Origin of the sequence: Streptomyces sp. NPDC090994 (assembly GCF_044768905.1) — a bacterium.
In the GTDB taxonomy this organism is placed as follows: domain Bacteria; phylum Actinomycetota; class Actinomycetes; order Streptomycetales; family Streptomycetaceae; genus Streptomyces.
The window spans coordinates 405559-431335 of sequence record NZ_JBIVWS010000006.1; the positions used below are offsets into that span (position 1 = coordinate 405559).

At 68.7% G+C, this 25777-nt stretch carries 20 protein-coding genes and 4 pseudogenes; 10 read left to right on the forward strand and 14 right to left on the reverse strand.

Features of this window, described 5'->3' with window-relative positions; translation table 11 throughout:
- Positions 1–71 precede the first annotated feature (71 nt).
- The 3 genes from ACIQR3_RS16895 to ACIQR3_RS16905 all read right to left on the reverse strand — a co-directional run bounded on the left by ACIQR3_RS16895 (position 72) and on the right by ACIQR3_RS16905 (position 1569).
- Complete coding sequence (locus ACIQR3_RS16895; RefSeq protein ID WP_403539213.1) at positions 72–278, reverse strand: hypothetical protein; 207 nt, start codon at positions 276–278, stop codon at positions 72–74.
- Positions 279–339: 61 nt separating this feature from the next.
- Complete coding sequence (locus ACIQR3_RS16900) at positions 340–1308, reverse strand: TerC family protein (protein ID WP_403539215.1); 969 nt, start codon at positions 1306–1308, stop codon at positions 340–342.
- A gap of 84 nt (positions 1309–1392) precedes the next feature.
- A complete protein-coding gene (locus tag ACIQR3_RS16905; protein WP_403539218.1) occupies positions 1393–1569 on the reverse strand; it encodes a hypothetical protein in 177 nt (58 codons plus the stop codon).
- A gap of 378 nt (positions 1570–1947) precedes the next feature.
- Here ACIQR3_RS16905 and ACIQR3_RS16910 point away from each other — a divergent pair, with 378 nt between their 5' ends.
- Both ACIQR3_RS16910 and ACIQR3_RS16915 read left to right on the forward strand, forming a co-directional pair.
- On the forward strand, positions 1948–2115 hold the full coding sequence (locus tag ACIQR3_RS16910; RefSeq protein WP_403539221.1) for a hypothetical protein: 168 nt from the start codon (positions 1948–1950) through the stop codon (positions 2113–2115).
- Positions 2112–2798, forward strand: a complete 687-nt coding sequence (locus ACIQR3_RS16915) for a hemerythrin domain-containing protein (RefSeq protein WP_403539222.1) — start codon at positions 2112–2114, stop codon at positions 2796–2798. Before ACIQR3_RS16910 ends, ACIQR3_RS16915 begins: the two co-directional genes overlap by 4 nt.
- 75 nt (positions 2799–2873) lie before the next feature.
- On the opposite strand, the gene ACIQR3_RS16920 is transcribed toward ACIQR3_RS16915, so the two are convergent.
- Together ACIQR3_RS16920 and ACIQR3_RS16925 are read right to left on the reverse strand one after the other, a co-directional pair.
- Complete coding sequence (locus tag ACIQR3_RS16920; protein ID WP_403539225.1) at positions 2874–3929, reverse strand: MBL fold metallo-hydrolase; 1056 nt, start codon at positions 3927–3929, stop codon at positions 2874–2876.
- An 83-nt stretch (positions 3930–4012) separates the two neighbouring features.
- Positions 4013–4996: a serine hydrolase gene (locus ACIQR3_RS16925; RefSeq protein WP_403539295.1), complete on the reverse strand. Its 984-nt coding sequence runs from the start codon at positions 4994–4996 to the stop codon at positions 4013–4015.
- Between the two features lie 103 nt (positions 4997–5099).
- Here ACIQR3_RS16925 and ACIQR3_RS16930 point away from each other — a divergent pair, with 103 nt between their 5' ends.
- The 4 genes from ACIQR3_RS16930 (at position 5100) to ACIQR3_RS16945 (ending at position 12369) form a co-directional block, all read left to right on the forward strand.
- Positions 5100–6068: a LysR family transcriptional regulator gene (locus ACIQR3_RS16930; protein WP_403539228.1), complete on the forward strand. Its 969-nt coding sequence runs from the start codon at positions 5100–5102 to the stop codon at positions 6066–6068.
- A 159-nt stretch (positions 6069–6227) separates the two neighbouring features.
- A complete protein-coding gene (locus ACIQR3_RS16935; RefSeq protein WP_403539230.1) occupies positions 6228–7946 on the forward strand; it encodes a PucR family transcriptional regulator in 1719 nt (572 codons plus the stop codon).
- 198 nt (positions 7947–8144) lie between these two features.
- A complete protein-coding gene (locus ACIQR3_RS16940) occupies positions 8145–9602 on the forward strand; it encodes an MFS transporter (RefSeq protein ID WP_403539233.1) in 1458 nt (485 codons plus the stop codon).
- 157 nt (positions 9603–9759) lie between these two features.
- Positions 9760–12369: a hypothetical protein gene (locus ACIQR3_RS16945; RefSeq protein WP_403539235.1), complete on the forward strand. Its 2610-nt coding sequence runs from the start codon at positions 9760–9762 to the stop codon at positions 12367–12369.
- A gap of 133 nt (positions 12370–12502) precedes the next feature.
- Here the strand turns inward: ACIQR3_RS16945 and ACIQR3_RS16950 are convergent, their stop codons facing one another.
- Entirely contained in the window at positions 12503–12772 is a 270-nt protein-coding gene (locus tag ACIQR3_RS16950) for a hypothetical protein (RefSeq protein WP_403539238.1), read from the reverse strand.
- 844 nt (positions 12773–13616) lie between these two features.
- On the opposite strand from ACIQR3_RS16950, the gene ACIQR3_RS16955 reads away from it, so the two are divergent.
- Positions 13617–13874 carry a barstar family protein gene (locus ACIQR3_RS16955; RefSeq protein ID WP_403539240.1) on the forward strand — a complete coding sequence of 86 codons (258 nt, stop codon included), beginning with the start codon at positions 13617–13619 and terminating at the stop codon, positions 13872–13874.
- Positions 13875–14068: 194 nt separating this feature from the next.
- Here ACIQR3_RS16955 and ACIQR3_RS16960 read toward each other — a convergent pair whose 3' ends face one another.
- The 3 genes from ACIQR3_RS16960 to ACIQR3_RS16970 all read right to left on the reverse strand — a co-directional run bounded on the left by ACIQR3_RS16960 (position 14069) and on the right by ACIQR3_RS16970 (position 17872).
- Positions 14069–14959 carry an HNH endonuclease gene (locus ACIQR3_RS16960; protein ID WP_403539243.1) on the reverse strand — a complete coding sequence of 297 codons (891 nt, stop codon included), beginning with the start codon at positions 14957–14959 and terminating at the stop codon, positions 14069–14071.
- A 335-nt stretch (positions 14960–15294) separates the two neighbouring features.
- Positions 15295–16359, reverse strand: a complete 1065-nt coding sequence (locus ACIQR3_RS16965; protein ID WP_403539246.1) for a protein NO VEIN domain-containing protein — start codon at positions 16357–16359, stop codon at positions 15295–15297.
- A gap of 418 nt (positions 16360–16777) precedes the next feature.
- Positions 16778–17872 carry a DUF1152 domain-containing protein gene (locus ACIQR3_RS16970; RefSeq protein WP_403539249.1) on the reverse strand — a complete coding sequence of 365 codons (1095 nt, stop codon included), beginning with the start codon at positions 17870–17872 and terminating at the stop codon, positions 16778–16780.
- An 81-nt stretch (positions 17873–17953) separates the two neighbouring features.
- Between ACIQR3_RS16970 and ACIQR3_RS16975 the strand changes: the two are divergent.
- The 3 genes and pseudogenes from ACIQR3_RS16975 to ACIQR3_RS16985 all read left to right on the forward strand — a co-directional run.
- A pseudogene (locus ACIQR3_RS16975) lies at positions 17954–18097 on the forward strand (GntR family transcriptional regulator); the annotation flags it as partial.
- A gap of 384 nt (positions 18098–18481) precedes the next feature.
- A pseudogene (locus ACIQR3_RS16980) lies at positions 18482–18781 on the forward strand (NAD(P)/FAD-dependent oxidoreductase); the annotation flags it as partial.
- Between the two features lie 128 nt (positions 18782–18909).
- Positions 18910–19722, forward strand: coding sequence for a hypothetical protein (locus ACIQR3_RS16985; protein ID WP_403539252.1), 813 nt, complete (start codon positions 18910–18912; stop codon positions 19720–19722).
- Positions 19723–20122: 400 nt separating this feature from the next.
- Here the strand turns inward: ACIQR3_RS16985 and ACIQR3_RS16990 are convergent, their stop codons facing one another.
- From ACIQR3_RS16990 to ACIQR3_RS17010, 5 genes and pseudogenes are all read right to left on the reverse strand, one after another.
- The gene (locus tag ACIQR3_RS16990) at positions 20123–22843 is read right to left on the reverse strand and encodes an NACHT domain-containing protein (RefSeq protein WP_403539253.1); all 2721 of its coding nucleotides are present in this window, start codon (positions 22841–22843) and stop codon (positions 20123–20125) included.
- Positions 22844–23172: 329 nt separating this feature from the next.
- Entirely contained in the window at positions 23173–23712 is a 540-nt protein-coding gene (locus tag ACIQR3_RS16995) for a GNAT family N-acetyltransferase (protein ID WP_403539255.1), read from the reverse strand.
- Positions 23709–24615 (reverse strand): annotated as a pseudogene (locus tag ACIQR3_RS17000) (hypothetical protein). The gene ACIQR3_RS16995 and the pseudogene ACIQR3_RS17000 overlap by 4 nt, the downstream one beginning before the upstream one ends.
- A 168-nt stretch (positions 24616–24783) precedes the next feature.
- A protein-coding gene (locus tag ACIQR3_RS17005) for an IS5 family transposase (RefSeq protein ID WP_403539258.1) occupies positions 24784–25625 on the reverse strand; the annotation gives its coding sequence in 2 pieces (ribosomal slippage) (positions 24784–25286 and positions 25286–25625; 843 coding nt in all).
- A gap of 52 nt (positions 25626–25677) precedes the next feature.
- Positions 25678–25777: pseudogene (locus tag ACIQR3_RS17010) on the reverse strand (IS481 family transposase); the annotation flags it as partial.

The window sequence follows — 25777 nt, forward strand, 5'->3', positions numbered from 1 at the left end:
CATGTCTGCGGGAGATTCTCTGCCGGGCTCCCGCCGTCCGCCCCGGGGCGGCCCCGACCGGTACGTCGTGCTCAGCGGTGACCGTGGTGACCGTGCGGCTCGGGGGCGGAGGCCCGGGTGTACTCCGGGCAGTTCGGGTTTCGGCAGTGGCCCGGCCGCCAGACGGGGACGTAGACGCCCATCGTCTTGTGCCGCTTGATCTCTTCGCCGACGGAGTGGTGGCAGGCCGGGCACTCATGCTCGGCCTGCGGCGCGTTCGCATGCTTGTCTCTACCCATAGGTCCACGGTACGCCGATAAGCGAAATATGGGATAAATTTTACGAATCCGACGGTGCGGGTCAGCCGTCCTCCGGCGGCCGGTCACCGGAGTCCCGTGGGGCGGGCCGCCACAGGCTCAGGACGACGGACACGGCCAGGATCGTGGCGATGACCGCGAGGCTGATGAGCGACGGGATCTCCGGGATGCTGCTGCTGAACATCTTGTGCGACGCCTGGAGGATCAGCTTCACGCCGATGAGCGACAGGATCAGCGCGAGCCCCTTGCTGAGGTAGTGGAACCGGTCCAGCAGCCCGGCGAGCAGGAAGTACAGCGCCCGCAGGCCGAGGATGGCGAACGCGTTGCTGGTGTAGACGATGAAGGCGTCGTCGCTGACCGCGAGGACGGCGGGCACGCTGTCCACGGCGAAGACCAGGTCGGCCGCCTCGATCGCGGCCACGACGGCGAGCAGCGGAGTGGCGACCCGCTTGCCGGCCTCCCGCACGAAGAACTTCATCCCGGCGTACTCGTCCCGCACAGGCACCGCCTTGCGCAGCAGCCGCACGGCGATGCTCCGGCCCGGGTCGAAGCTCTCCTCCTCGCCCTTGAGGATCTTGTAGGTGCTGTAGAAGAGGATGGCCGCGAAGACGAAGAGCACCGCGGTGAACCGGCTGACCACGGCCACACCGGCGGCCAGGAAGAGGCCCCGGAACACCAGCGCGCCCATGACGCCGAAGAACAGCACGCGGTGCTGGTAGGCGCGCGGCACCTTGAAGTAGGCGAAGATCAGCGCGAAGACGAACAGGTTGTCGACGGACAGGCTCTTCTCCAGCAGCCACGCGGTGGTGTACTCCACCCCCGGCGTGGTGCCGAGCACCAGGAAGACGACCGCGCCGAAGACGAGGGCGAGGCCGACCCACACCGCGCTCCAGGCGGCGGCCTCCTTGAACCCGATGACATGCGCCTGCCGGTGCGCCAGCAGGTCCACGGCCAGCGACACGACCACGGTGACGGCGAACACCGCCCACAGCCAGAACGGAACATCGAGCACGTCGGACCCCTCACGGGCGGGGGCGGAAACCGGCCTTTGCGGAAATTCTGACCCACCCGCCCCGCCTTGTCGTCCGCACCCGGGTCACCGGACCCGTGCCGTCCGGGCCTTCCGTTCCCGCCTGCGCCTGCGCAGCGGCGCCGTCACCCACATCGTCAGACCGACGAGGGAGACGACGACCGCCCCGCCGACGACGGTGGGGACGGCCGCTACGAGGAAGAAGGTGAGCAGCAGCTCCGCCCACGTCGGCTCCTCACCCATGGTGCTCCCGCCCTGTGCCATGAACGCCAGGACGCACGCGGAGCCCCCACCGGTTTCCCGCCGCCCGCACGCCGGCCGGAACTCAGCCCTCAGTCCACCCTTCGACGAGGGCCCGGCGCGGTCAGGGGACGGTGACGGCCGGAACGGCCGGAGCGCACGTCGCACGGAAACCGGCGGTGGTCCGTCCGGACGAGCGCCTCGGGGCGCGTCGGCCACGACGAGCCGAGGCAGACGCGGCCGGCGAGGGATGTCGTGTCGCGTCCCGGCGACCGGCCGGTGCGGGCCGTGGCCCTGGGCGCCGGGTAGGCCGGGCGGGCGTCGGGTACTCGGCGGGTGCCGCCGGGCAGAGCGGTCCGGACCGCCCCCAGGGAGATCACGATGTCCGAGCACAACACCCGGGTCACCGGTCCGCCGGAGCAGGTGACCGCCGCACACGCCGCACACGCCGCACACGCCGTACCCCCGGAGTGGGACCGGGACCGGGACCGGGACCGAGTCCGGCCGCCGTCCGAGGCGCACGCGGAGCGGACCGGGGAGACGCCGTGACCGTCTCGATCGCCCGGCAGAGCGTCGCGGACCTGGGCGGGCCGGGCAGCCTGCTGCTCCGCCAGCGCCGTGATCACGCCGAACTCGACCGGCTGATGAACGCCTACCGGGCAGCCGACGCCCGCGACACCCGCCGGGAACAGATCTGGCGGGACTTCACGCACCTCGTCTTCCGTCACGCCTTCGCGGAGGAGACCGTCCTGTGGCCCCTGCTCCGGCGCCTCGTCCCCGACGGAGAGGACCTCACCACCCGGGTCGAGGAGGAGCACCAGGCCGTCAACGACCTGCTCGCCCGGGTCGAGAGGAGCGCGGACGACGCCGAGCGTCAGGAATGGACCGAGGCAGCGTTCCGGCTCGTACGGCAGGACATCCGGGACGAGGAGGACGAACTCCTGCCCCGCCTGCGCGACGCCTTGGACGACCGCCGACTGCGCCGGGTCGGAGCCGTCTGGGAGGCCGTGCGACGCACCGCCCCCACCCATCCGCATCCGGCCGTTCCCCGACGGCCACCCGGCAACGCACTCGCGGGCGTACCCCTGAGCGCTTTCGACCGGCTGCGCGACGCCCTGCCGACGGCCGACGCGTCCGCGCGCCGCGCGGCGACGGCCGTCGGCGTCGCCCTGCTCGTGGCTCTCGCCGCGGGCCACCGCATACGGCGCGCGGCGAACCGTCGCCGTGGCTGAAGCCCGCGGGCGCGCTCCAGGCCCCAGAGCGTTCTCAGGTCAATGACCCACGGAGCGTCCGCTGTCCAGGCCGGCTCATCGTGGCGTGCTCGGCGTGCTCGGCGTGGCCGAGTTCCTCGGGCGCAGGTCGCCGTCGTACACCGTGCCGTAGTCCGGGACGACGACCCGGGTCGCCGGGGACACCCGCTGGACCTCGGCGACGAACGCGTCCAGGTCCATGGCCGGGTCCCGTTCGGGGGAACCGCCGTACGGCACCTCGAAGTTGTCCCAGTGCACGGGCACGGCCACACGAGGGTGGTCCAGCGCGCCCAGGAGCCGGGGGACGTAGCGGTGGGTCGCGGTGCCGGCCGGTACGGCGATCATCGCGAGGTCGGGGCGCAGCCCCTGCACCGCCCGCTCGGAGAAATCGCTGGCCCCCATGAGGAACGCCGACGGGCCGGCCGTCCCGGCGGTGACCTGGAAGGCGAGGGTGTCACCCTCGGGCAGGTCCCCGATGGTGCTCGGGGGCGTCGCGGGCGGGCTGTTCAGGGTGCCCGGGGCGAGGTAGGAGCACTTCTTGTTACGGCTGTGCAGGCTCGGCACGACCTCGACGGTGATGCCCCCGAAGTCCAGCACCTCGCCGCCCTTCACGACGGAGATCTGCCCCGCGTCGACGCCGAGGGCGACCAGCAGGTGGTACGTGGTCTCCGTGCCGACGACGCGGGCGCCGGTGGCCTGGGCGATGTGGGGTACGTCGGCGAGGTGGTCCCAGTGGGAGTGGCTGACCAGCACGAGTTCGGCGCGGCCGATGTGCGGGTCCACGGCCGTGGGCCGGGACAGCAGCGGGGTGCGCGGGTCGAAGGCGCCGTCGAACAGGCCCGTGGGGAAGCGGCTGAGGTACGGATCGAAGAGCACGGTCCGTTCCCCCACGTCGATGCGCCAGCCGGCGGTGCCGAGCCAGCGGAACGACACGGAACCGGCGCCCGGGCCGCCCCGGCCCCGGTCACCGCCCCCGGCCGAGGCGGTGGCGGCGGTGGCCGGGAGCAGCGGGGAAGCCGCGCCGAGCGCGGCGCCGCGCAGCACCGTACGACGGTCGAACCGGCGGCGGGAGGGCATGCCCGAGCCGCCCGTGACATGTGTGTCCTGGGTCATGGCGTCAGGAGAACAGGAACCGGAACCGCGCGTCCAAGACCGGAACACGGCCCTGGCGATACGTGAACGCATATGCGCCCCGGTCACCGGCCGTCACCGTCACCGTCACCGTCTCCTTCTCCGTTTCCTTGTCCTTCTCCTTCTCCTCCTCCGTCTCCGCGGAGGAACCCGACCGCCATCTCGGCGGTCCTGCCGATCGCGGCGTCCACCGCGGGGCGGGAGGCGGCCAGGTCGCGGGTGCGGGCGAAGACGGCGACCGCGTAGTGCGCGCCGTCGGGGTAGCGGACCACGCCCGCCTCCATGTGCAGCCCCGGCAGGGTCCCGGTCTTGGCCGCGACCGTCACGTCGTCCGGGAAGCCCGACACCAGCCGGTGCCGGAACACCTGACGTGCCATCAGATCGCGCACGAGCGCGCAGGCTTCCGGCGGCCCGGCGGCGTCGCTCCAGACGAGCCGGAGCAGCCGGGTGATCTCGCGGGGCGTGCTCGCCGTGGTGTGGTGCGGATCCAGCACGGCCAGCCGTCTCTTGCGGTCCTCCGGCAGGGCGGGGTAGCGGACGGCGAACTCCCGCTCGTCGCGCGCGCCGACCTCCCGGAGCATCGACTCCAGCAGGTCGCGCGGACCGCCCACGATCCGGGTCCGTTCCAGTCCGAGTTCCTCCGCGAGCAGGCGTACGGTGTCCAGGCCGACCCGGGCCAGCAGCAGGTCGGCCGCCGTGTTGTCGCTGACCGACAGCGCGAAGTGGGCCAGGTCGCGCAGGGACAGTTCGACATCGTCCAGGCAGCCGGCGGTGCCCCAGCCGCCGAGCCGGTCGGCCGCGGTCACCCGCACCCGCTCCCGCGGATCGAGCTGGCCCGCGACGGCCTGCCGGGCGAATTCCAGCGCCAGCAGCACCTTGAAGACCGAGGCGATCACGACGAGATCGTCGGCCCCCACGGCGACCTCATGGGCCTCCGGCTCGACGCCGGTCTCCCCGGGGACCCCTGCGCCCAGACGTACGGGCACGGCGTGCAACTGCCCCTCGGCGCCCGCACCGGCGAAGACCCGCCGGATCCGCTCCTCGATCATCTGCCCCCCCATGCCGCCGATTCTCCCTGAACCCGGGGAAGCCACCGACGGCCCGCCCCTCGCCGGCTCGGCGGTCGCGGCGGCTTCACGTACGATCCGGCCCGTGGACCTCCTACGCCACCTGCGTCTCTTCGTCACCGTGGCCGACGAGCTGCACTTCAGCCGGGCCGCCGAACGGCTCGGCATGGCACAGCCGCCGCTCAGCCAGGCCATACGGAGGCTGGAGAAGGACCTCGGCGCGGAGCTGTTCGACCGCTCCCAGCGCGGCGTCCGGTTGAGCGTCGCCGGGGCGGCCCTGCTGGAAGAGGCGCACGAACTCCTCGCCCGGGAGAAGCGACTGCGCGAACTGGCCCGCCGCGCCGCCGCCGGCGACACCGGCACCCTGCGCGTGGGCGTACCGCCCGACATCACCGCAGCCGTCCTGTCCGCCCTGCTGGCCGCCTGCGCGGACCACGCTCCGGGGCTCTCGGTCGACCTGCGGGAGGTCACCACCGAGGAGCAGGTGCGGCTGCTCTCCTCCGGCGGGCTGGACGTAGGACTCGTGCACCACCCCGTCGACGCCACCGGACTCCGGCTCGGTCCCGAGACCTCGCTGGACCTGGGGGTCGTCCTGCCCCGTCCCTCGCCCCTGGCGCGATCGCCGGAGGTGACGCTCGGCGAGCTGTCCGGCCACGACCTGGTGCTCTTCCCGAGAGCCCACGCACCCGGCTGGTACGACCGCATCCTCGACGTGTGCCGCGCCGAGGGCTTCGTCCCCGGCCGCCTGCGCCATGCGTCCCACCCCGAGTTCCTGCTGGCCATGGTGGCGGCGGGCCACGCGGTCGCCTTCGACCAAGGGCCGATGGCCCGCAAGGAGCCCCGCGTCGCCTGGCGCCCGCTGGCCGGCCGCCCCCTCGCCTCGCGCATCGGCGGGGCCTGGCCCATCGGCCGCGGAGCCCACCCGGCCGCCCGCCGCTTCGCGGAACTCGCGGCCGACGTCCTGGCCCGCGACCACACGGCGACGACACGACACGGCAGCACCTCGCCCTCCCCGGACGACGCCCCGCGCCCGTGGTCGGTGGTCTACGGCTAGGCGGACTTCGGCCGTATGTACGGTATGTAAGGATACGGGCTGTACATACCGTATATACCGCACGTACGGTACGTGCCGCACGTACCCGGCCGTCACCCACCGACCGGGCACCGGCACCCGTCCCGTCCCGTCCAGGCGCCGCGTGCCTACTCTGCTCCCGTGAACGACATCCTCCTGGGAACCGCCGAGCCCGCCGCCCCCGCCCGCGGCGGTGCCACGGTCGGCGCGGTGGTGCGCCGGCTCGCCGACGCCCTGTCACCGGGACCGGTCCTCTGCGGCCCCGACGACGGCGTGATCGGTGACGTGGCCATCGCCGAGCCGGGAGAACCCCTCGACGGGGTGACCGGCGCCCTGGTGCTCGCGGTCGGGACACGGGCGGCGCAGGCACCGGCGACGGTGGCGGAGGCCGCGGCCGCGGGCGCCGTCGCCGTTGCCGTGCGGGTCGGCGACGACGGGCTGCCGCCCGAGGTGCGCGCGGCGGCGCAGGACGCCGGGGTCGCCGTACTGGGCCTGCCGCGGGGGCTGCGCTGGGACCGGGCGGAGGCCGAGATACGCACGGCCCTCGCCGCACCGGCCGGCGTGTTCGCGGCGGCCCGCGACGGCGACCTGTTCTCCCTGGCGCAGACCGTGGCGACGCTCACCCAGGGCGTGGTCAGCATCGAGGACGGCGCGCACCGCGTGATGGCGTACGCCGGTTCCGGCGACGAGGCCGACGAACTGCGCCGCCGCTCCATCCTCGGCCGCAGCTGCCCGGAGCCCTACCTGGCCCTGCTGCGGCGGCTCGGCGTGTACCAGCGGGTCCGGGAGGGCGGCGAGGTGGTCGTCGTGGCGGAGCAGCCGGAGATGGGAGCGCGCCGGCGGCTGGTCATCGGGGTCAACGCCGGGCGCCGCCCGCTGGGCACCATCTGGGTGCAGGAGGGCGCCGGGCCACTGGCCGAGCAGGCCCCTGACCTGCTGCGCGGCGCCGCCCGGATCGCCGCGACGCAACTCGTCGACCACTACTTCCAGGGCGACGCCGGAGCCCGGCTCGCCTCCCGCGAGGAACTCAGCCACTCCCTGCTGACCGGCCGTTTCGAAGCCTCCGCCCTCGCGGCCCACCTCGGCATCGACCCGGCCGCCGGGGCCGACGTGGTCGCCGTCGACCTGCGCGAACCGGCCGACGGCACCGCCCGGCCCGCCGCGGACACCCGGCGTGCCGAGGCCGCGGGGATCATGTCCGTACACGCCGCCGCCCTCCGGGAGAACGCCCTGGTCGTCCACGCCTGCGGCCAGCTCTACGCCATCCTGCCGACGCCCGCGGGGAGCGCGCGGACCCGTACGGCGGACGGCCCGCGGGACCCCGCCGACGAGGGACACCTGGTGCGCTGGGCCGGCGAACTGGTGGCCACGCTGCGCCGCCTGACCGGCACCCCCGTTCAGGCGGCCGTCGCAGGCCGCGCCGAGCGGCTGTCCGACGTACCGTCCGTCAAACTCCGCGGCCACCACGCCCTGCGCCTGCTCGCCCGCACCCCCGAGGAAGCCGTCGGCACCCACACCCGGCTCGCCCCGGCCCTGCTCGTCGACGACGTCCTGGACCTGCTCGACCGGACACCACGGCTCCGCTTCCCCGCGGTGGCCGCCCTCGCCGCCCGCGACCGCGAACAGGGCACCGACCTGGCCCGCTCCCTGCTGCTCTACCTCGACGGCTTCGGCGACGTCACCGCGGTGGCCGGACGGCTCAACGTCCACCCCAACACCCTGCGGTACCGCGTCCGCCGAGCGGTGGCGCTGACCGGGCTCGACCTGGCCGACCCCGAACACCGGCTGGCCGCCACCCTCCAGCTCCGCCTGGACCTGAACGCCCGGGACCACACCGACACGGCGTTCCCCGAGGTCTAGCCAGGTACGCCCGGCGTCGCCAGGAAGGCAGGCAGCGTTGCCGGGAGGGCCGGGGGCATTGTCGGGACGGACACACCGGCGGCCCGAGCACTGTCCGGGCGGACAAGAGGCGGGACCCACCGGTCGGCTTAGGTTCACACCCTGTTCGCGTTCCGCGACGGCGTCCCTGTCCCGCACCGCTCCCTCCGGAGGCCAGCCATGCCTTCATCCGTGCCCCCCGGCACCCCGCAGCCCGGCATCACCCCGGACCCGGCCACCGCCCCGGACCCGGCCACCGCCCCGGACCCGGCCACCGCCCCCAACCCGGAATCCGCCCCCGACCCGGCCCCCGCCCCCGGTTCCGCGCCCGCCACCACCCCCGCACCCGCACCCGCCCCCGCCACACCCCCGACCGCCATGCGCCGCATCGCCACCGCCAGCTTCATCGGCACGGCCATCGAGTTCTACGACTACTACATCTACGGGACCGCCGCCGCCCTCGTCCTCAACGACGCCTTCTTCCCCGAACTCTCCGAGACCGCGGGCACCCTGGCCACCCTGTCCACGTTCGCGGTCGGTTTCGCCGCCCGTCCCCTCGGCGCCGCCGTCTTCGGCCACTTCGGCGACCGGGTCGGCCGCAAGGCCGTCCTGATCGTCTCCTTGCTGATGATGGGCCTGTCCACCGGCCTGATCGGCCTGCTGCCCGGCTACGACACCCTGGGCGTCGCGGCACCGGTCCTGCTGGTGCTGCTGCGCGTCGTCCAGGGCCTCGGCCTGGGCGGCGAGTGGGGCGGCGCCGCCCTCCTCGCCGTCGAACACGCCCCGAAGGAGAAGCGGGGCCTGTACGCCGCCGCTCCCCAAATGGGCTCCCCCGTCGGCTACTTCGCCGCCACCCTCACCTTCCTGGTCATGTCGTCGCTCCTGGACGACGACGCCTTCGACAGCTGGGGCTGGCGCATCCCGTTCCTGATCTCCTTCGCCCTCGTCGCCGTGGGCCTGGTGATCCGCCTCAAGATCGCCGAGACACCCGCCTTCGCGAAGGTCACCGCCCAGCGCGAGACGGCCAAGGCACCGCTGGTGGAGGCGTTCCGCAAGCACCCCCGGGAGATGCTGCTCGGCGCCGGGGTGATCACCGTCGTGTATGTGATGTTCTACACGGCGGCCACCTACTGCATGACCTACACCACCGACGACCTCGGCATCCCCAAGAACGACATGCTGCTGCTGACCCTCGTCGCCGTGGCGGTCCTCGGCGTCTCCACCTACCTCGTCGCCCGCTGGTCGGACCGGGTCGGCCGCCGCCGGCTCATCATCGGCGGCGCGGCCTTCGGCGTCGTCTGGGGTGCCGTCCTCTTCCCCCTGCTCGACACCGGCGACTACGCCCTCATCGCCGTCGCCCTGAGCGGCGCCCTGCTCTGCATGGGCATCATCTACGGCCCGGCCGGCGCCTACCTGCCCGAACTCTTCGGCACCCGCATGCGCTACTCCGGCGCCGGCTTCTCCTACAACCTCGGCGGCGTACTCGGCGGCGCCGCGGCCCCGCTGATCGTCACCGCGCTGGCGGAGAACTACAGCGCCTCCGTGGGCGGTTGGTTCATGAGCGCCATGGCCCTCCTCTCCCTCCTGTGCGCCCTCGCCCTCCCCGAAACCAACCGCCGGGACCTCGACACGGTCTGACCGCACCCCTGGCACTCCGGTGCACTCCGGTGGGTGTACTCCAGTGCACGGGAACCCCCTCGGCAGTGTCGGTACCACCCCTTAAAGTGAGCCGATCGTCTCCCGTGACGCATGAGCCCGGGACGATCCCAGGGGAAAACGCCAAGAGGGGGGACAGATGTCGTCCATGGTCCGTATGAGCCGGATACGAAGACACGCGGTGGCGGGACTGTGCGGGGCGGTGCTGACCGCCTCGGCACTGCTCACCTCCGCGGCGACGGGAACGGCGACGGCGACGCCGTCCCCGTCGGACGCCGGACCGGCCACGACCGGGACGGTCACGACCGGGACGGTCACGCCCGCGGAGGGCACGGCGGCCCGCTCCGGGCAGAGCGCCGAGCTGGGGGACCTCGGGCGCGTCGAGGTCGTCGACGGACGTGACATCCGGGTGACGGCGGACGAGGCGGGCGCCACCCTGCCCCGCTACTCCGTCGCATCGCTGGACGGCACGGTGTCCGTGCGGCCGGCCGGCGAGACCACCGCCGACCGCCCGACCGCGCAACTGCGGCCGACCGCGCGCGCCGAAGACACCCGGGGCGCCCTCCGGACGACGTACGCCGCCGCCGCGTCGACGTACCCGGTCAAGCTGAGCATCACGCACGCCGACGTCCAGTCCAAGCTGTTCTACGTCTGGGACCGCGAGACCTGGACGTACTACGCCGTCGACAGCGACACCGAGGGCGCCTCGTCGACCGTGAAGCTGCCGCCGGGTGACTACTTCTCGGTCGCGCTGCACATGGACTGGACGCAGCCGAGCTACCTGCTCACCCGTACCTTCACGGTCGGTTCCGCTGCCAAGACGGTCACCTTCGACCAGCGCGCGGCCAAGGAGACCGCCCTCCGCACCGACGACACCACCGCCACCCGGGACGATTCCGCCGTGTGGATCAGCGTGCCGGGCGGCGACCTGGCGGGTTTCGCCGGCGGGGGGACGGACAAGGTGTACGTCACCCCGTTCTCGGTCAGCGGCGTCTCGCTGCGCCTGCACGAGGTGCTCGTCAAGAAGGGCGCCTCGGCGAGCGTGCCGAGCCCCTACCGCTACGACCTCACCCACAGCTTCACCAAGACCGTGCCCGCCACCCCCGTGGTGACGGTCCGGGCCTCGACCCTGGCCAGGACCGTCACGGAGATGCGCGCCCCGGGCACCCGGACCACGGCCTACCTGCAGACCGCCCCGGCCCTCGGCGAATCGGCGGGCGTCTACGTCGGCTCCGCGGCACCCGTCACCGGTTCGGTCACCGAGTACGCCACCCCGGGCGTCACCTACAGCCGGCTGCTGTCCTACGGGAGCGGCGAGCTGACCCTGGACCTGCCGGACCGGACCCTGCCCGCGGGGACCAGCGCGGGCGAGACCCTGGGCGCGGCTCCCTCGCAGCCGCACCGCTCGCAGTGGGGCGGCTCGCAGCGCGACTCCGGCAAGATCCGGGTGTCCGAGCCGTACGCCTTCGGCGACGCGGCCGGCCACACGGCGGTCGACAGCCGCGCCACCTACGCGTACCAGCTCACCTCCGCCGACGGCGTCACCTACGCCCAGGCCGACGGCCTCGACGTGTACGACAGGCTGACGTCGACCAGCCTGCCTTCGGCGCAGCAGACGTACACCCTCGACCAGACCGTGCACCGCCGTGTCCCGTACTCCCGGCTTTCGACGGACGTCCACACCGTGTGGACGTTCCGTTCGAGCTACGCGGACGTCGGCGAACTCCCGCTCATCGACGCCCGACTGAGCGTCCCCGGCCTCGACGACTACGGCCGCGCGACAACCGGCCCGGTCCAGATCCGGGCGAGCGCGACCACCCGCGACCAGGACGCGGCGACGCCCGGCACCCGGATCACCGGGCTCGCCTACTCCACCGACGACGGCGCCACCTGGACCGACCTCGACGTCGCGGCGGACGGCTCGGCGACGCTCGACCTCCCCGCCACCGCCTCCTTCGTCTCCCTGCGCGTCACCGCCGCCGACGACCAGGGCGGCCGCCTCAGCCGCGTCATCACCAGGGCGTTCGCGGGTCCGGCACCCCACGGCGACGAGACGGCGGGGGCGACCCGTATCTCCCACGCCGTGGTCAACGGGGGCAAGCGGGTCGAGCTGACCGACGAACCGCTCCAGGACTTCAAGGCGAAGTTCACCGCCACCGACCCGTCGGGCATCGCGAGCGGGGACATGTACCTCTACAAGGGCTCGTACGACACCCCCGACGCCGTCCTCTACGGCACCTGGCCGGCGACCTGCACCAAGACCGGCGCGACCACCGCCACCTGCGAGGCGCACTTCGCCTACATCCACCCGCGCTTCTCCCTGGGCCGCAACTCCCTCGCCGGCACCTGGAAACTCGCCGCCTGGGCCGAGTCCGCGGACGGCACGGGCCACGCCGACCTGCACGCCGCCACGTCGGCCTCCGTCGTACGGGACGCGACGCTCACGGCCAACGCGGCCCCCGAACCGGTCACCAAGGGCAAGACCCTCACCATCACCGGCAAACTCGCCCGCGCGGACTGGGAGACACGCGGTGGCTACCACGGCTACTCCGGCCAGAAGGTGAAGCTCCAATTCCGCAAGAAGGGCACCACCACCTACAAGACGCTCAAGACGACCACCACCAACAGCTCCGGCACCCTGAAAACCACGGCAAAGGCAACCACGGACGGCTACTGGCGCTTCGCCTCCCCCACCACCTCCACCACAGCCCCCGCCACATCCCCGGCCGACTACGTCGACGTCCGCTGACCCCGCCGGGTTCCCGCCCACTGAGCCGGAACCCGGCGACCTCCCGCCTCCAGGAGGGCTCGCGGTTGGCCCGCCAGGTCGGCACGCCGGCGGAGTAGGCGTTACGGGGCCGACCTCCCAGCAGGGCGGTGAATCATCGGATATGCGCGGCGGAGAAGATCGGCAGGAACGCGTGAGGGAAGTAGACCGCCAGGGATGTGGTGGTCAATGCTTGACCGTAGGTGAGCGAGGTGAGTTCGTCGATGCACTCGTACGCTCCCGCGGTGGCAGTTGTGAAAGCGGCGACGAACTCACTGCGTACCTTCGCCCAAGCCTCCTGCGTGCCGAGCCCGCAGCGCGCACTCGGTACGATGCGCCATTCGCCCGTCCGGTGCTGGTAGACGGTGTGTTTCGCAACTGGCACGGCCTGACGCTTCTACAGTCAGCGGGAACAGTCCCTGGGGCGGGGTGTCCGGGGTGCCGAACTTGCCTACAGGTAGGCAAAGTTGCAGGTCATAGGCTGTGATACAGTTCTGGTGCTTGATCTCTTCGCACCTTGAGCTGTGGCATCAAGGGGGTGGGCTCTACGCCGCCAGAGGATGAATCAAAGCTCGAAGATTTATAAATCCATATCGTGAAATCGCAAGCCTGATTTCTTTTCGCGACGATGGCGCATTAGTGCCGGAGTGATTAGAAGTCGGGCTTTTCTTGTTTCGCTACGGAGAAGGTTAGAAGCTCCACCCGGGAGTTAAATAATCAATGGAGGTGCTGGTGCGCGAATTGTTCACGCAGGTTGGGCAGACGGTCCGGTTCGCAATTGCCGACGAGTCCCGGACCGCCCGCCTGAAGTCCCTGATCACGACGACTGCCATCGTCGTAACCGTGGGCTACTACGTCCTGTTCGTTAGGTAGACGCCCTCTACGTCAGGACAACTTAAGGGTACGGCGGGCCGCGTCCTCATGGCTACGGCCCGCCGTACTCGGCCCAGGTCCGCTCACGTGCTGAGGTGCATTCTGAACGGCAGCGGAGCGTGATCTGTAACCCGCGTCACCTGCACCTGACGGACAGAGGTGCCTCTGCTGAGTCCGCTCGTCCTGGGCATGGCTCCTGTCGAGACGTTGAGAGGCGGCATCCGCTCTCCTCGGCGTTGCCGGGGAGCCACCGGGCCACGTTGGCCATGCAGGGCCGCCTAAGACTGCTGGCCTGCGGCGTCGTTGATGTCACTCGTGGATGTCAGAACGGTGCAACCACGTGCAAGCAGGGCGCCATGATCACCATAGACGTCGGCGAGGTGACCGACGAGCGCGCCCTGCACCTGCTTCTGAAGCGAGAGCTGGGCTTCCCGGACTTCTACGGCATGAACTGGGACGCCGTCACCGGCCTGGTCAACATCCCGGATCATGTGAGCTTCCTTGGCTGGGAGCAGCTCGCGGCCGGCGTCCCCCGTGGGGCCGCCATGCTTCGGCGGGCGCTCGACGACTACCAAGCCACGTACCGCCCGGAGTTCGTCGCTGAGTATGCCTAGCGATGAGCAATCTCCGGGTGCAGGCATAACACGTCCAGTGTGGCAGATCATCCGCGGGACCCCAGGCCAGAGCGGGGTGGGGTGGTCACCCGTGGGTGCTGGCTGTCAACGTTGGTCGGCCTCGGACGGCCCAGGGACGGCCCAGGCCCGATGCTTCGCCGTCAGTTTCATCGACACCACCCTGACCATCTGGATCAATACCAGCGACGATACCGATTACTAGGGTCCTCAACTTTGTCGGATTTTTTGGCATTACGGTTCTCGCAGAGGAGCTGAAGATTGGTCACGTCATTCAATCCGCCTCGCGCAAGCGGCATCATGTGGTCATAATTGCCAACGTTCAATGTATCAATGAGCCCGGACAAATCTGTTCCGCAAGCCGTACATCTACCGCGATCGCGATAGAAGACGGCTCTACGCGCCCACATCGGGGGGTGAACTCGCTTCAGTTCCCCGTCACGCGCAAAGAGGTCCGTCAATGACGCTTCGTCTGCATCGAAACCGTCACTAGCGACCTCCCCGACATGCCCGGCAAGAAATTGGTTCAAATTAGCCAAGGCTCGCCGGTTCAGAAACATCACATAAAAAACTTCGTCGGTAATGCGAGACATGAGGTCTTCGTAAACCTGAGTCCATCGTAGATTCAAAAGGTAGTCGTAGCACGCATTAACGACATAGTGCGGATCGATGGATTCTGGCGAGTCGCCTCCACTGCCAGGGGCACCCCCAGGGGCAGGCTCGTCAGGGATGAAGAACAAGGGCTCGCCGATGAGTCCATATTGCAACATCGCGGCATCAACAGGAAGAATCCAATCGGGATAGAGGGGATCAGGACCGAATGGTACCCGTGTTGGACCGTCAGTATCATTCATCAGGATTTCATCAGCAACGTAGCGGATGAATGCATGAAGGGCGGAATCTTTCTGCCAATGCGGAAGAAAATCGTAAATTCCGCTGTTTATCGTCAGCCCTTCCAGGTGACGCAAATAGGAGAACGGGTCGCGCATGATAGTGTCCACTGCATTGGCAATCCGGTACGTACGAAAGTACTCATGCGTCAACCACTCGTTCTTCTTTGCCCTCACACGCCCTCCCCTGGGCTTAATTACCGCCGACCCGATCTTGCCTGACAGTTTGGGGCGTGCACACGTTTTCGACGAACCTAAGGTCAGTGGAGTCCCAATGACCGAGTCAAGCCTGTGGGGCGCCGCTCATAGGTTGAGAACGGCGCCCCGTGCAGGCGTTGTGTGACGTTGCCCCTAGATGCGAACTACGGGCGGGACGATCGCTGAGGTCGGCTCAGCTGGTCAGCCGGTCGCCTAAGGTAGATGACAGTCAGTTGGGGTCGTGGTGGTTGCTGTACTTCGCTGCTGTATAGGAAGCGGTTCTGGAGGGGCCTTGGCCTGGGATACTGCCCGGTTCACCCTGATGGTGGGCCAGATATCCCACCGTTGGGTAGTGGGTAACGGTAGGCCGTGGGGACCAGAGCATCACGCGCCGGCGTCCAGTTCTGCCAGACTCGCCACCGGCCGGCTGAGCAGTGTAGCTCACTGTCGATCTCAATACGGTCTATGACTATGAGGCATGTGGAACTGTCCTCTGCGTGGCGAACCTCGCCTTCCGTCAGGTCGATGACTTCCCGCTCAGTCGTGCTGCCTTTCACCTCTATGTGCAGCTCTGTTCCGTCGCGGCGGGCTGTGACGTCCCACGGGCATCGGTCACCTACGTCAGCAACTTCGTAGCTAAGCGACTCATAGTGGTTCATCACGAGGTCTACCGCATAACGCTCAACAGCTCTCCGACGCGCAGTGTTTTGCTGCCGTCCGTACCCACTGCTGCTCGGTTTCCTTCCGGACGCCCGGATGCGCGTCGAGGACTCTGACTCGTATGGTTCGGATGCGGCGGACTGGTGTAGCTCCGATAGCACCGGAATAGCCTCTACGAGAGCCCGGGGCCACTTGGTCAGGTATCCCTGAGCCGCTCTAACGGGTCGATTTTCAGAGATGGCGAATGGGAAGTAAATCGGACCCTCGACAGAGGCAGCGAGCAGCGCTCGCACCCGGCGTATCGCAGGCTCAAGCGCCCGCAAGCGCTCCTGATTTAGAGGTACTTTGAGTCGCTGGTAGCCACCGAGAGGCGCTTGCCATGCCGGTTCGGGACCGGACGCGGTGCGCTGACGACCATACGTACCGCGGCTCTGCCATGTAATCGTAGAAGAGAACGGCTCCCCTACGACACGCGAGTAACCGACGATACCGGGACCGTGATTTTTGTCCCAGTGCAAGACAAAGTCGCCGGGTCGGGCATATTGAACTAGCGAATATGACCAATAATCAGCGCCACTGTCGTTGACCTTTGGCGCGAGCAGATCGTGTCCGATGTCTTGCCTATTGGTGATCTCCAGCCAAAATCGTTCGGCAGGGTCACCCTTCCACCATGCGTTGACAGGCAAATGTCTCCTCCCCCAGGAGCTATCACTGATCATCAGATCTTGTCAGATCTTGTCAGATCAGGGTTGCCCGGATCGCGGGTTCCGCACAGAAACCACCACTTACCCCAGCTCCCATCTCGTCTGCCGTCGACCCACACACCGTGGAGCGGGCGTGGTTCCTGGCGTCCAGGCGGAGCGCGCCACTGTACGAACGACCTTGACGCCCTGGGCCGCGTCTGCTCGGCTCTGCCTGGGTCGACGGCAGACGGGATGGGAGCTCCCCTCGCACGCCACCCTCGGCCGGCACCCGCGAGTGGCGCCCCCGCCATCTCGGAGTCTGAGCGCCCCCGTCGGAGGCATGTTCTTGGCTCGCGGGTGACTTCCCTGCTTTGCCCGTTGCACGTAGCGCGCCGCAGAGGCGGCGCGCGCCCGCGCCGTGCGCGGGCCTTGAACCAGTAAAGAAGGTTGTAACTCAGGTGGCGTCTGGGATGCGCCAGAGTGGGGCTGCGTACTGCTCCGAGCGTCTAGTGAGCAGGAGTTGGCGCAGGTCGCTGCGCTGGGAGCCGTTGAGGTTGAGGACCTCGGTGAGGTGGCGGAACGTCGTGTGCGTGACTCCGCGGGCGCGGGCTTCCGACTCGAACTCGTCGACCTGGCGCAGTACCGCCCCCTCGTCGAGCGGAGCCGGCGTTTGGTCCTTCAACCACAGGGCCTTGTTGCGTTCGTAGTCGATCTCCGAGAAGCCGCAGATTTCGCGGCTGTGGGTCTCGACCTCGTCCAGGGCCGTCGTCGCCATGATGGCTCGGGCGAGGGTGTTGTGGCTCAGGGCCTCGTCCAGGTCGACTTCGTGGACACGCGGGCTTTCGTCCGTGAGCGGCACCGGTAGGCCGGCGTCGCGTACCTCGCAGATGCCGCGCGTTCCCTGGGCCGTCGCCGCGAGCATCCCCGTGGCTTCGGACGGGTGCCATTCCAGGACGGTGTCGACCCGGGCCACGTCCTGTGCCGTGAGGGTGTGGACGACAGGGCCCAGCAGCGGACGGAGAGCCTCCGCCGACAGCTCGCCGTCGAGACCGGGGCCGGCGACCAGGAGCCGGACCGAGGCGTTCACCTGGCAGCACGCGGCAAGCGTCACCGCGCCGGCGAGCGGGCTTCTCAGGGTCGGTTCGTCGCCGCGGGCGAGGATGTCTCCGCCGACGTCCAGGAGGTCGATCGACTCGGGCGCCAGGTGGGCCAGCAGTTCTTCCATCTGGCGCGTCACGCCCTCGACTCCGTGGGAGGGGTCCAGCAGGGCGAGTGTCTGTGGAAGTTCGGACGCGAGGCGGGGGAGCGTCGACCCTGCCGGAGCGACTGGGCGGGCGGTCGCCGGCACTGACCACACGGACGGGGTGACGGCTTCCAGGCCGGTGAAGTCGTGCGCGCCGCGCGGGCCCGGTACCGGGTCGATCAGTAGGCGGTCCCACGCGTACGTGAGGATCACCGCCTGGTCCTCGTCACCGTACAGGGCGGCGTGAAGCATTGCGGCGGCGACTGCGTCGCCCCCTCCTCCTGCTGCGACGATCAACCGCGTCATGTGGTCAACATTACGGGTTCTGGTATTTACCACTCACCCTATATTGGCCAGAGGCCATAGCCACTTGGACGAGGAGGGAACGTGCCGCAGATCGAGGAGGCGCAGCCGAAGTGTCTCCAGATCGCTCACCACATCCGGGATCAGATCCTTCGGGGCGACCCGCGAGCGGGTGACGAGGTGCCGTCGGAGAGGCAGTTGGCGGCGGACTGGAAGGTGTCCCGTCCTGACAACCGCGCACAGCAAAAAGGCCCGGGTCTCTGACCTGGGCCTTCTTCATGGAGCGGGTGACGAGAATCGAACTCGCGCCCTCAGCTTGGGAAGCGATGGCGCTTGCGCGCCCGGATGAACGCTGACCTGCGCTGCTTCGTCGTGCTGGCTCCATTGCGTGCGGCCTGATCACAGCGCTGTTGACCGTGGTTGTCCGCTCTTACGGGCACGCTATGGGCACGTGGCGCAAAGACCGGTGCGCAGAGCACGTGCACGGACGGTCGCTGTGTTGGGCGGGGCTCGGTCGGACGTCCAGTTGGCAACGCCTTCGCACGTGCACAGAGCCGGGTGAAGCCCGTTTTACGTTGAAAGGCCGACGGTCGCGGCTTCCTCGGAAACGGTCGACGCTGCCGGTGGTTCGACGTCACCGGCCTGTTCATCGCCATCGGCCACGACCCGCGTACCGAGCTGTTCACGGGCCAGCTGGACCTGGACGACGAGGGCTACCTCCAGGTCGCCTCACCGTCGACCCGTACGAACCTCCCCGGCGTCTTCGCCGCCGGCGACGTTGTTGACCACACCTACCGCCAGGCCATCACCGCCGCCGCCAGCGGCTGCCAGGCCGCACTGGACGCCGAGCGGTACCTCGCCGCGCTTGCTGACGGTAGCGCCGAGTTGGTTTCGGCCGCCGCATCGACCTGACCCGCTTGGAGAGGCGGGGCGACCTGCTCGCGATCGACGCCAGGTCGCCCCGGCTCTCCGAACTTGACGATTCGGCATCATGTGTAAATGCCGCGCATCGATGCGAGCCTCATCCTTACGCTCATGAGGTGACAACCACCACTGAGGAAGACCAATACCTCAGACGGATACTGGCGCTGCTGGACAGCGCCCGGCCGTACGAGAGCCTCACCCAGTCCGACTCCAAGCAGTGGAACGTCCAGCCCGGCAGCGCCCTGGCGGGTGACGATGCCAAGACCGACCCCTATCAGCTGTCCCACAACGCCTGGAACGCCCTGAGCGTGGCCGTCGACCACCTCCACTGCTTCCGCTCCACCTTCGCGGGCGACCCGCAGGACAACTCGGTGTCGATCACGTTGCACACCCACGGGCAGTACTCGCTGCTGCGCGGTGCCTTCGAGAACAGCGCCCGCGCGGTATGGATGCTCGGACCCCGCCAGCGCCTCGTACGCGTGCAGCGCCGACTCTGCATGCAGGCCGGCGAGCACAAGAACTCCGACCGCATGAGAGCGCTCATCCAGCAACAGCCCAAACGGCCCCTGGATGTGCGGATGCAGCAGCTGACGGACCTCGTTGTCAGGGCGGGAACGGACCCCGACGAGGCCAAGAAGGCACTCAAGCCCGCGCCGTACTCGGAGATCGTGCGCGAAGCGGGTGCTTTGACGCCCATGGGTGCCGGCGAGGCCGAGGTCGTATGGAGCAGCTGCAGCTCGCTGGCGCACGGCGACATCTACGGCACGCTCAGCATCCTGGAGCGCAACGTCGTCGACACCCGGGCGCGTGTGAACCTCACACAGATCACGAGCTCGCCCAAGGTGCTGTTCTGGGCCACGGACCGAACCGTCGCGATGATGCGGCGCGGCTTCGATCTCTTTGAAGAGCGGGCCACCTGTCACCGTTGACCACGGACCTCGGACGTTCGCGGAAGTCCGTGCCGGTCCGATCACGGCAACTGCGACCAAAACTGCAACCACGGAACAAGGAAGGTCCCGACCGCTGAGCGGTCGGGACCTTCGTTTGCCCTGGTGGGCGGCTGCGGAGGATACGAGATTCGAACCCGTGAGGGGTTGCCCCCAACACGCTTTCCAAATGTTCGTCTGGGTGTCCGGGGTGGGATAGGGGCGTTCTGATCTGGGTGGAGCGAATGATGGTGGGAGGTTCGGACGGTGCCGGACGGGGGTGAATGAGACCAAAGCTGAGACCAGAGAGAGCCACGTTGTCCCTGCCGGGCGATGCTCTTCAAGGTGATGTCGGGCCACATGGCCGAGAGTCGTCATGCGAGGATCAGCCGACGTCCACGGCTCAATCTCCCCACGCGACCTCAGAATCGATTTCGGCGTAGGGAAGCTTGCTGGCCCCGGTCACAAGGGCCGCTTCGCGAATCACCACTTCTCGCAAGGTTGGGATGCGCGCGAGTGGGCTGAGATCGACGAAGCCCGGACACGGAGCGATGATCAAGCGCTCAAGCCGACGGAAGTGCTCCAGGCCGTGGAGGTCGATGTCGGCCTGGTCGCCCGTGTCTGAGTCTGTGTCCCGCCTGATGGTCAGTTCGGTCACGACGTCGTCTGGGACTGCTGACAGTAGATTCAGGTTGAGGTTCCCGTGGATTACCACGCGAGAACGGCCGCCCAGGGCGACGAGAGCCTCGAGTGCCGCATTAGAGTGCACCGGGAAGGCGATGCCCTCTGGGTTCAGGTGGCCGATGATCTCCGAAGCGTATTCCTCGGGGTCGAAGCGGGACCAGGCCCCGGCAAGCACACTGCGCACGGCGTGGTCCGGGTGATGACGGAACAGTGTGAGTACGCCGATTGCGGCGTCAGTCCCGATGGCCGCTGCGACGGTGACGACCTGGGCTGCCGTAGCGTCGTCGAGTTGGTCGGGCCCTGGAAGGAATTCCAGGACGACAGGGCCTGCTTGGGCGAGGTCGTAATGGCTGCCCTTACTTAATGCCTCCGGCGAGACCAGGTCTTGGGCGTGGTCCTCTACCTTGCGCCGCTTATTGGGATGCAGTTCCGTCGAGTGCTCCAGACAAGCTGCGGCGAGTAGGTACATCCGGGTGCGATGATCGGTCTCTTGCTCTCCCCGGGCGAGAAGCCCATCGAGGATCTCAGCCCGCTCGTCCATCCGAGCGTGCGCGACGGCGAGCCGGATGACGTCCTCCCACTGGTCTTGGTTGGCGTGAGCCACCAGCAGCGGGATGTCACGCGATTCGATGGCTGCTTTCGCCCCAAGGTAGTCCTGGAAGGTTCGGTGGACGAAGTCGAGCGCACCGATGACGGGTTCACGCAGGAGCCCGGAGCGCAGAAGCAGGTATTGGTACACCTCCTCCGCGGGGGCTTGGATGTAGGGCATGGCGACAAGGGCATCAGCGAGCACTGCAAGAGCGTCTGAGCGCCTCATCTCGGAGCGACCATTTCGGATCATCCAGTAAGCCAGCTTCTGGAGAAGCTGGATCTGGGGCTCCTTGGGCAGGAGTAGCGCGCCGGGGCGGTGCATCGCGCGCTCTCGGTCTCTGCGTTCCAGGAGCATGGACAGGGCAGCCTCGTACAGGTCCTTGCGGCTCAGAGGCAGGAACCCTCTCCGTTCGCGGTGCAGGGCGCAGATCAGTCCGCACATGAGCGGGTTCACCGCAAGGCGGCCGAGATCCTTCTTGGTACGCAGAGCCTGCAATAGGGCAGCCGACAGGAAGGCATCTGCCGCCGCTGCATCGTGCCAGCGGACCACGAAGGACTCGACCTCTCCGCGGGTCATGGCGGCGAGGTCGTATTCGAAGAAGCCGTCATTGGCGAGCCAGTGTTGACGCACGGCGGAGGGTCTGGAGGTGACGAGCCACCGATTGTCAGGGAACGCCTCGTACAGATCTCGCAGCCAGCGACGTACCTGCTCGCGCTCCTGCGCAGGGATCTCATCGACGCCGTCGACCAACAACAGGCCGCGGCCTGCTGAAAGGACGCGGTGGGCCCATCCGTTGGGTGCCGAACCGGCGAGAGGGCAGCCGGAAGCCTCCAGGAAATGCTCTGGGGCAGGCAGCCGGGTTGCCTCCCGAGTTAGCGTGCGCAGGGGCAGCACGAAGGGGATCCGCCCCAGCAGGTAGGCCAGCTGTCCGTGCAGCTCTGACTGCCGCGCGGTGGTGACGGCAAGCCACTGCACGAGTGTCGTTTTGCCCGAACCGGCCGCACCGCGCAGGAGGATGGACTGGTGGTTGGCCAGTGCATGCTCGACCGCCTGACGCACTGGACGCCACGTTTCCACCCGCAGGGCGTCTGAACGGTCTTCGTCCGTGTTCTCAGCTGCGTGGCGGTGCTCGCTGGCTATGGCTCCGAGGCTCAGGTAGGCGCTGTCCAGCTGCCATTCGGCTGTTTCGTTGAGGTCGACACCGTAGATGGTCAGCCGCCCATGCTTCTTGCAAACGTATGCTCGATAGCGCTCCTCAAACTCGGTGTCCTCGGCTGATTGGGCGGGAACGCGCTCCACCAGTAGATCGACAGCTTCTACCAGCTCGCTTAGTTGTCGGCTCTGCGCAACAAGTGTCCGTGGAATGAACGTCGAGCGCTGCGTGAAGAAGTTGAGGATGTGCAGGCAGGCCGCCTGCAACACATTCGAATACACGTGCACAGCATCTGTACTTAGAAGTCGAATGAGTTCAGGGCCACGGGCCTGGGCGTACAGTGCATGCGCCAGCTGTTGGTGGCCCAACTGCACAGCCTGCAAGTCGTCAAGATCAAGATCTCCGAGGCTGTGGAGGGTCAGCGTCAGCGCTTCAGCGACAGCTTCTTGCTCATCTTCAAGCAGTGGATCATGTGGCCCTGCAGCACGTACTGCACGTTTTACCAGCTCAGTTGCCACCTTGCGCAGGTCAGCTTCGGACAGGGTGCGTTTCTCGCCGCGAAAGGACACGAGCGACGACAGCCGCACGGGTTTGTCCACCATCCCTGCCCCGGTGCCGTCAGAGATGAACAGCTTCCTGACCAGCGGAGCGATCGCGCTCGACGCGAGCCGAATTCCTATCTGAGTCGGATCCATGGCTTCCCCCAAGCTGTGATCACTCTGCCCATAGGCACGGTACCGACTTATCGCTGCAGGCGGGGGAGAGACGGCCGACTGGAAACCGGCGCTAAGTCAGCCGGACGCCTGCGCAAGATCAATTTCAGTGCCAACGTCATCCTCGATGTTCATCTGGGGGTCTGGGATTGATCAGGAGCGTCCTGACCTGCGGCGGAGCGAGTGATGGAGGAGGCTTCGAACGACGCCGGACGTGGGTGAATGAGACCAAAACCGAGACCAGAGCATGCACCCACAAAGGGGCGAGTGATCCTCGTGCCGGGGTGGGGGTGCGCTCGCGGACGGGCCAGTTAGCGGCTGGCGCGAATCATCACGGTGAGGACTGGCGAGGCTGGTGACGGCTGGCTTCGTCCGATGTCCTCGTACCCCCACGACTGGTAGAGCGCATGGACCTTTCCGTCCCCAGCGGCCGGGTTGACCATGAGCGTGACGTACGGCTCGTCGCGTGTGGCGAGGAGTGCGTCGTGGATACGCCGGGCGGTGCCGGTCTTCCGCCAGGCCGGCCGGACGCCGATCTCCTTCAGGGCTACGGCCGGACGATCTGTGTACTTCTCGGCCGGCGTCGGGCTGGTGCGCTGCCAGTACCGGTCGCCGTGCTCGATGGTGTTGCCGTAGGCGTAGCCGACCGGATGTCCGTCCGCGTATGCGAGGACAGCGACGAACCCCGGCTCGGCGCCGTGCCGGTCCAGGCGCTCGCCGAACGCGGTGACCGCGTAGTTCGGCAGGTGGAGGAGTGGAGCGCGCACGTCGGCGTACACGTCGAGGAGGTCGCCGCGGGCGGTGTCCAGGGTGGTGAACGTGCGCAGTTCGATGGCGGGCGCCGTGGTCATGCGGTCATCCTCCAGGTGGCGGTGTGCTCGGTCCAGGTCTGCACGCTGGAGCTGCCCGGCGCGGTGGCGCGCAGTGCGGCCCCGAACTCCTGCAGCATGCGCGTGACCCGGGCGTGCTGGGTAGCGGCCTCGGCAGAGACCTTCATCGCAGTGGCCGTGGCGGCGTCGGGGGCGCCCTGGGCGAGCTGGGCGTGTGCGAGCCGGGTGGTGGTGATGGCGCGGGACCGGACCATGTGGGGGCGGAGGGCGGACAGGCAGCGGTGGGCGTGGTACTCAGCGGTCGAGTAGTCGCCGAGCGCCAAGTGCGCGGAGAGGGCCAGGGAGTCCAGCTCGGCCTGGTCGTAGAAGGCGAGCATCCACACCGGCCGGTAGTCGGCGGGGTCGGCGCGCAGCATGGCGTCCTGCGCCTGTTCGAAGGCGCGGCGGGTGCCGGTGTCGGTCCTGTGCCGTGCCGTGGATGGCGCCCTGGTGGGCCAGGCCGAGGGATGCGAACAGGGGGTCTCGGCGGGTGAGGTGCAGGTTGCGGGCGACGTCGTTGGCGGCGAATGCATCGGCGGGTCGGCCCATGTGGCGGTACATGGTGCCGGCGTGGCTCCAGATGCGGAACTTGATCGCCTGGTCGCCGGACATCTCGGCGAGCGCCTGGGCCTCACGCATGTGCGCCTTGGCGATGTCGTAGCGCCGGCCGTCGATGGCTGCCCACATCGCCGAGGAGCGGAAGGCGGCTGCGGAGGCATAGAGGCTGCTGCGTACACGCTGGCTAGCGCTGCCGGCGTTCTGGAGGTTCAGGGCCTCGTCTGCGAGCGCGGCGGCCCGCTGTTCGATGCCGAGTTGGCCGCCGTGGCGGTGGTCGCTGGCGATGATTTCGGCGAAGCGCTTGTTCAGTCGGTTGACGTCGCTCATGCCGATGCGGCGAGGGGATGCGGTGCCGGGCGCGGCTGCTGCGGCGGCGGCCGCGGCGATCCCGCCGACGAGGGTGCGGCGCTTCATGTCGGGGTCCTCCTGCTGCGGTGGGGCTGGGGTGGACGGAGTCCGGCCCCGTGGCACGAACCCTAGGTTCTGTCTCTTTGGTCAGCGCCGGGTCCAGATGTGGATGCCCGCGAGGTGGAGTGCGGCCTGGTAGGTGATCGCGAGCTTGTCGGTTCGGGTGGCCAGGCCGCGCCACTGCTTGAGCCGGTTGATGCACCGCTCGACGGCGTTGCGCTGCTTGTATGCCTCCGCGTCGAAGCCGGGCGGACGGCCGCCGAGCCGGCCTCGCCGCAGGCGGTGGCCGACTTGGTCGGACGGCTGCGGGATGACCGCATGGATGCCCCGGCGCCGCAGGTGGCTGCGGATGGCGCGCGAGGAGTACGCGCGGTCGGCCAGGACGGCCTGGGGTTGGGTCCGGGGTCTGCCCGGCCCTCTTCGGGGCACGCGGATGTGAGACATCACCGTTTCGAAGGCGGGTGCATCACCTGCCTGGCCTGCGGTGACGGTGAAGGCGAGAGGCCGTGCGCGTCCGTCTGCGGCCAAGTGGACCTTGGTGCTCAGCCCGCCGCGGGAACGTCCGATCGCGTGATCGGCGGGCTCGCCGTGGACCGCCCCTTTTTGCGTGCTCCGGCGGCGTGTTGGTGGGCCCGGACGACCGTGGAGTCCACCGATACCGTCCAGTCGATGTCGTTGTCGGCGTCCGCTGCGGCCAGGACGGCAGCGAGGATCATCTCCCAGGTGCCGTCGAGGGCCCATCTGATCAGCCGTTTGTGGGCGGTCTTGAACGAGCCGAGCTCGTCGGGCATGTCCCGCCAGGGGGAGTTGGTCCGGTACTTCCACGCGATGGCCTCAAGAGTGCGGCGGTGGTCGGCCCATCGCCGCCCGCGGACCGGATCCGCCAGCATCAGCGGCTCGAAACGGTCCCACATCGCATCGGTGATCATCAATCGGACAGGCACATGCGATCAACTGATCAACCCATCAAAGAGACACGCGCTAGGTGTATTGACCCGCAGCGTTGTTGACGCGGCTGATGGGCGGGTGTCCGTCCAGTGCGGTGTGGCAGCGGTGGTGGTTGTAGGTGTGGAGGAAGTCT

Bases quoted from the DNA above. Each gene is read 5' to 3' on its own strand.
- ACIQR3_RS16895 (WP_403539213.1), bottom strand. From the start codon at position 278: ATGGGTAGAGACAAGCATGCGAACGCGCCGCAGGCCGAGCATGAGTGC.
- ACIQR3_RS16905 (WP_403539218.1), bottom strand. From the start codon at position 1,569: ATGGGTGAGGAGCCGACGTGGGCGGAGCTGCTGCTCACCTTCTTCCTC.
- ACIQR3_RS16910 (WP_403539221.1), top strand. From the start codon at position 1,948: ATGTCCGAGCACAACACCCGGGTCACCGGTCCGCCGGAGCAGGTGACC.
- ACIQR3_RS16920 (WP_403539225.1), bottom strand. From the start codon at position 3,929: ATGACCCAGGACACACATGTCACGGGCGGCTCGGGCATGCCCTCCCGC.
- ACIQR3_RS16925 (WP_403539295.1), bottom strand. From the start codon at position 4,996: ATGATCGAGGAGCGGATCCGGCGGGTCTTCGCCGGTGCGGGCGCCGAG.
- ACIQR3_RS16940 (WP_403539233.1), top strand. From the start codon at position 8,145: ATGCCTTCATCCGTGCCCCCCGGCACCCCGCAGCCCGGCATCACCCCG.
- ACIQR3_RS16945 (WP_403539235.1), top strand. From the start codon at position 9,760: ATGTCGTCCATGGTCCGTATGAGCCGGATACGAAGACACGCGGTGGCG.
- ACIQR3_RS16955 (WP_403539240.1), top strand. From the start codon at position 13,617: ATGATCACCATAGACGTCGGCGAGGTGACCGACGAGCGCGCCCTGCAC.
- ACIQR3_RS16965 (WP_403539246.1), bottom strand. From the start codon at position 16,359: ATGATCAGTGATAGCTCCTGGGGGAGGAGACATTTGCCTGTCAACGCA.
- ACIQR3_RS16970 (WP_403539249.1), bottom strand. From the start codon at position 17,872: ATGACGCGGTTGATCGTCGCAGCAGGAGGAGGGGGCGACGCAGTCGCC.
- ACIQR3_RS16990 (WP_403539253.1), bottom strand. From the start codon at position 22,843: ATGGATCCGACTCAGATAGGAATTCGGCTCGCGTCGAGCGCGATCGCT.
- ACIQR3_RS16995 (WP_403539255.1), bottom strand. From the start codon at position 23,712: ATGACCACGGCGCCCGCCATCGAACTGCGCACGTTCACCACCCTGGAC.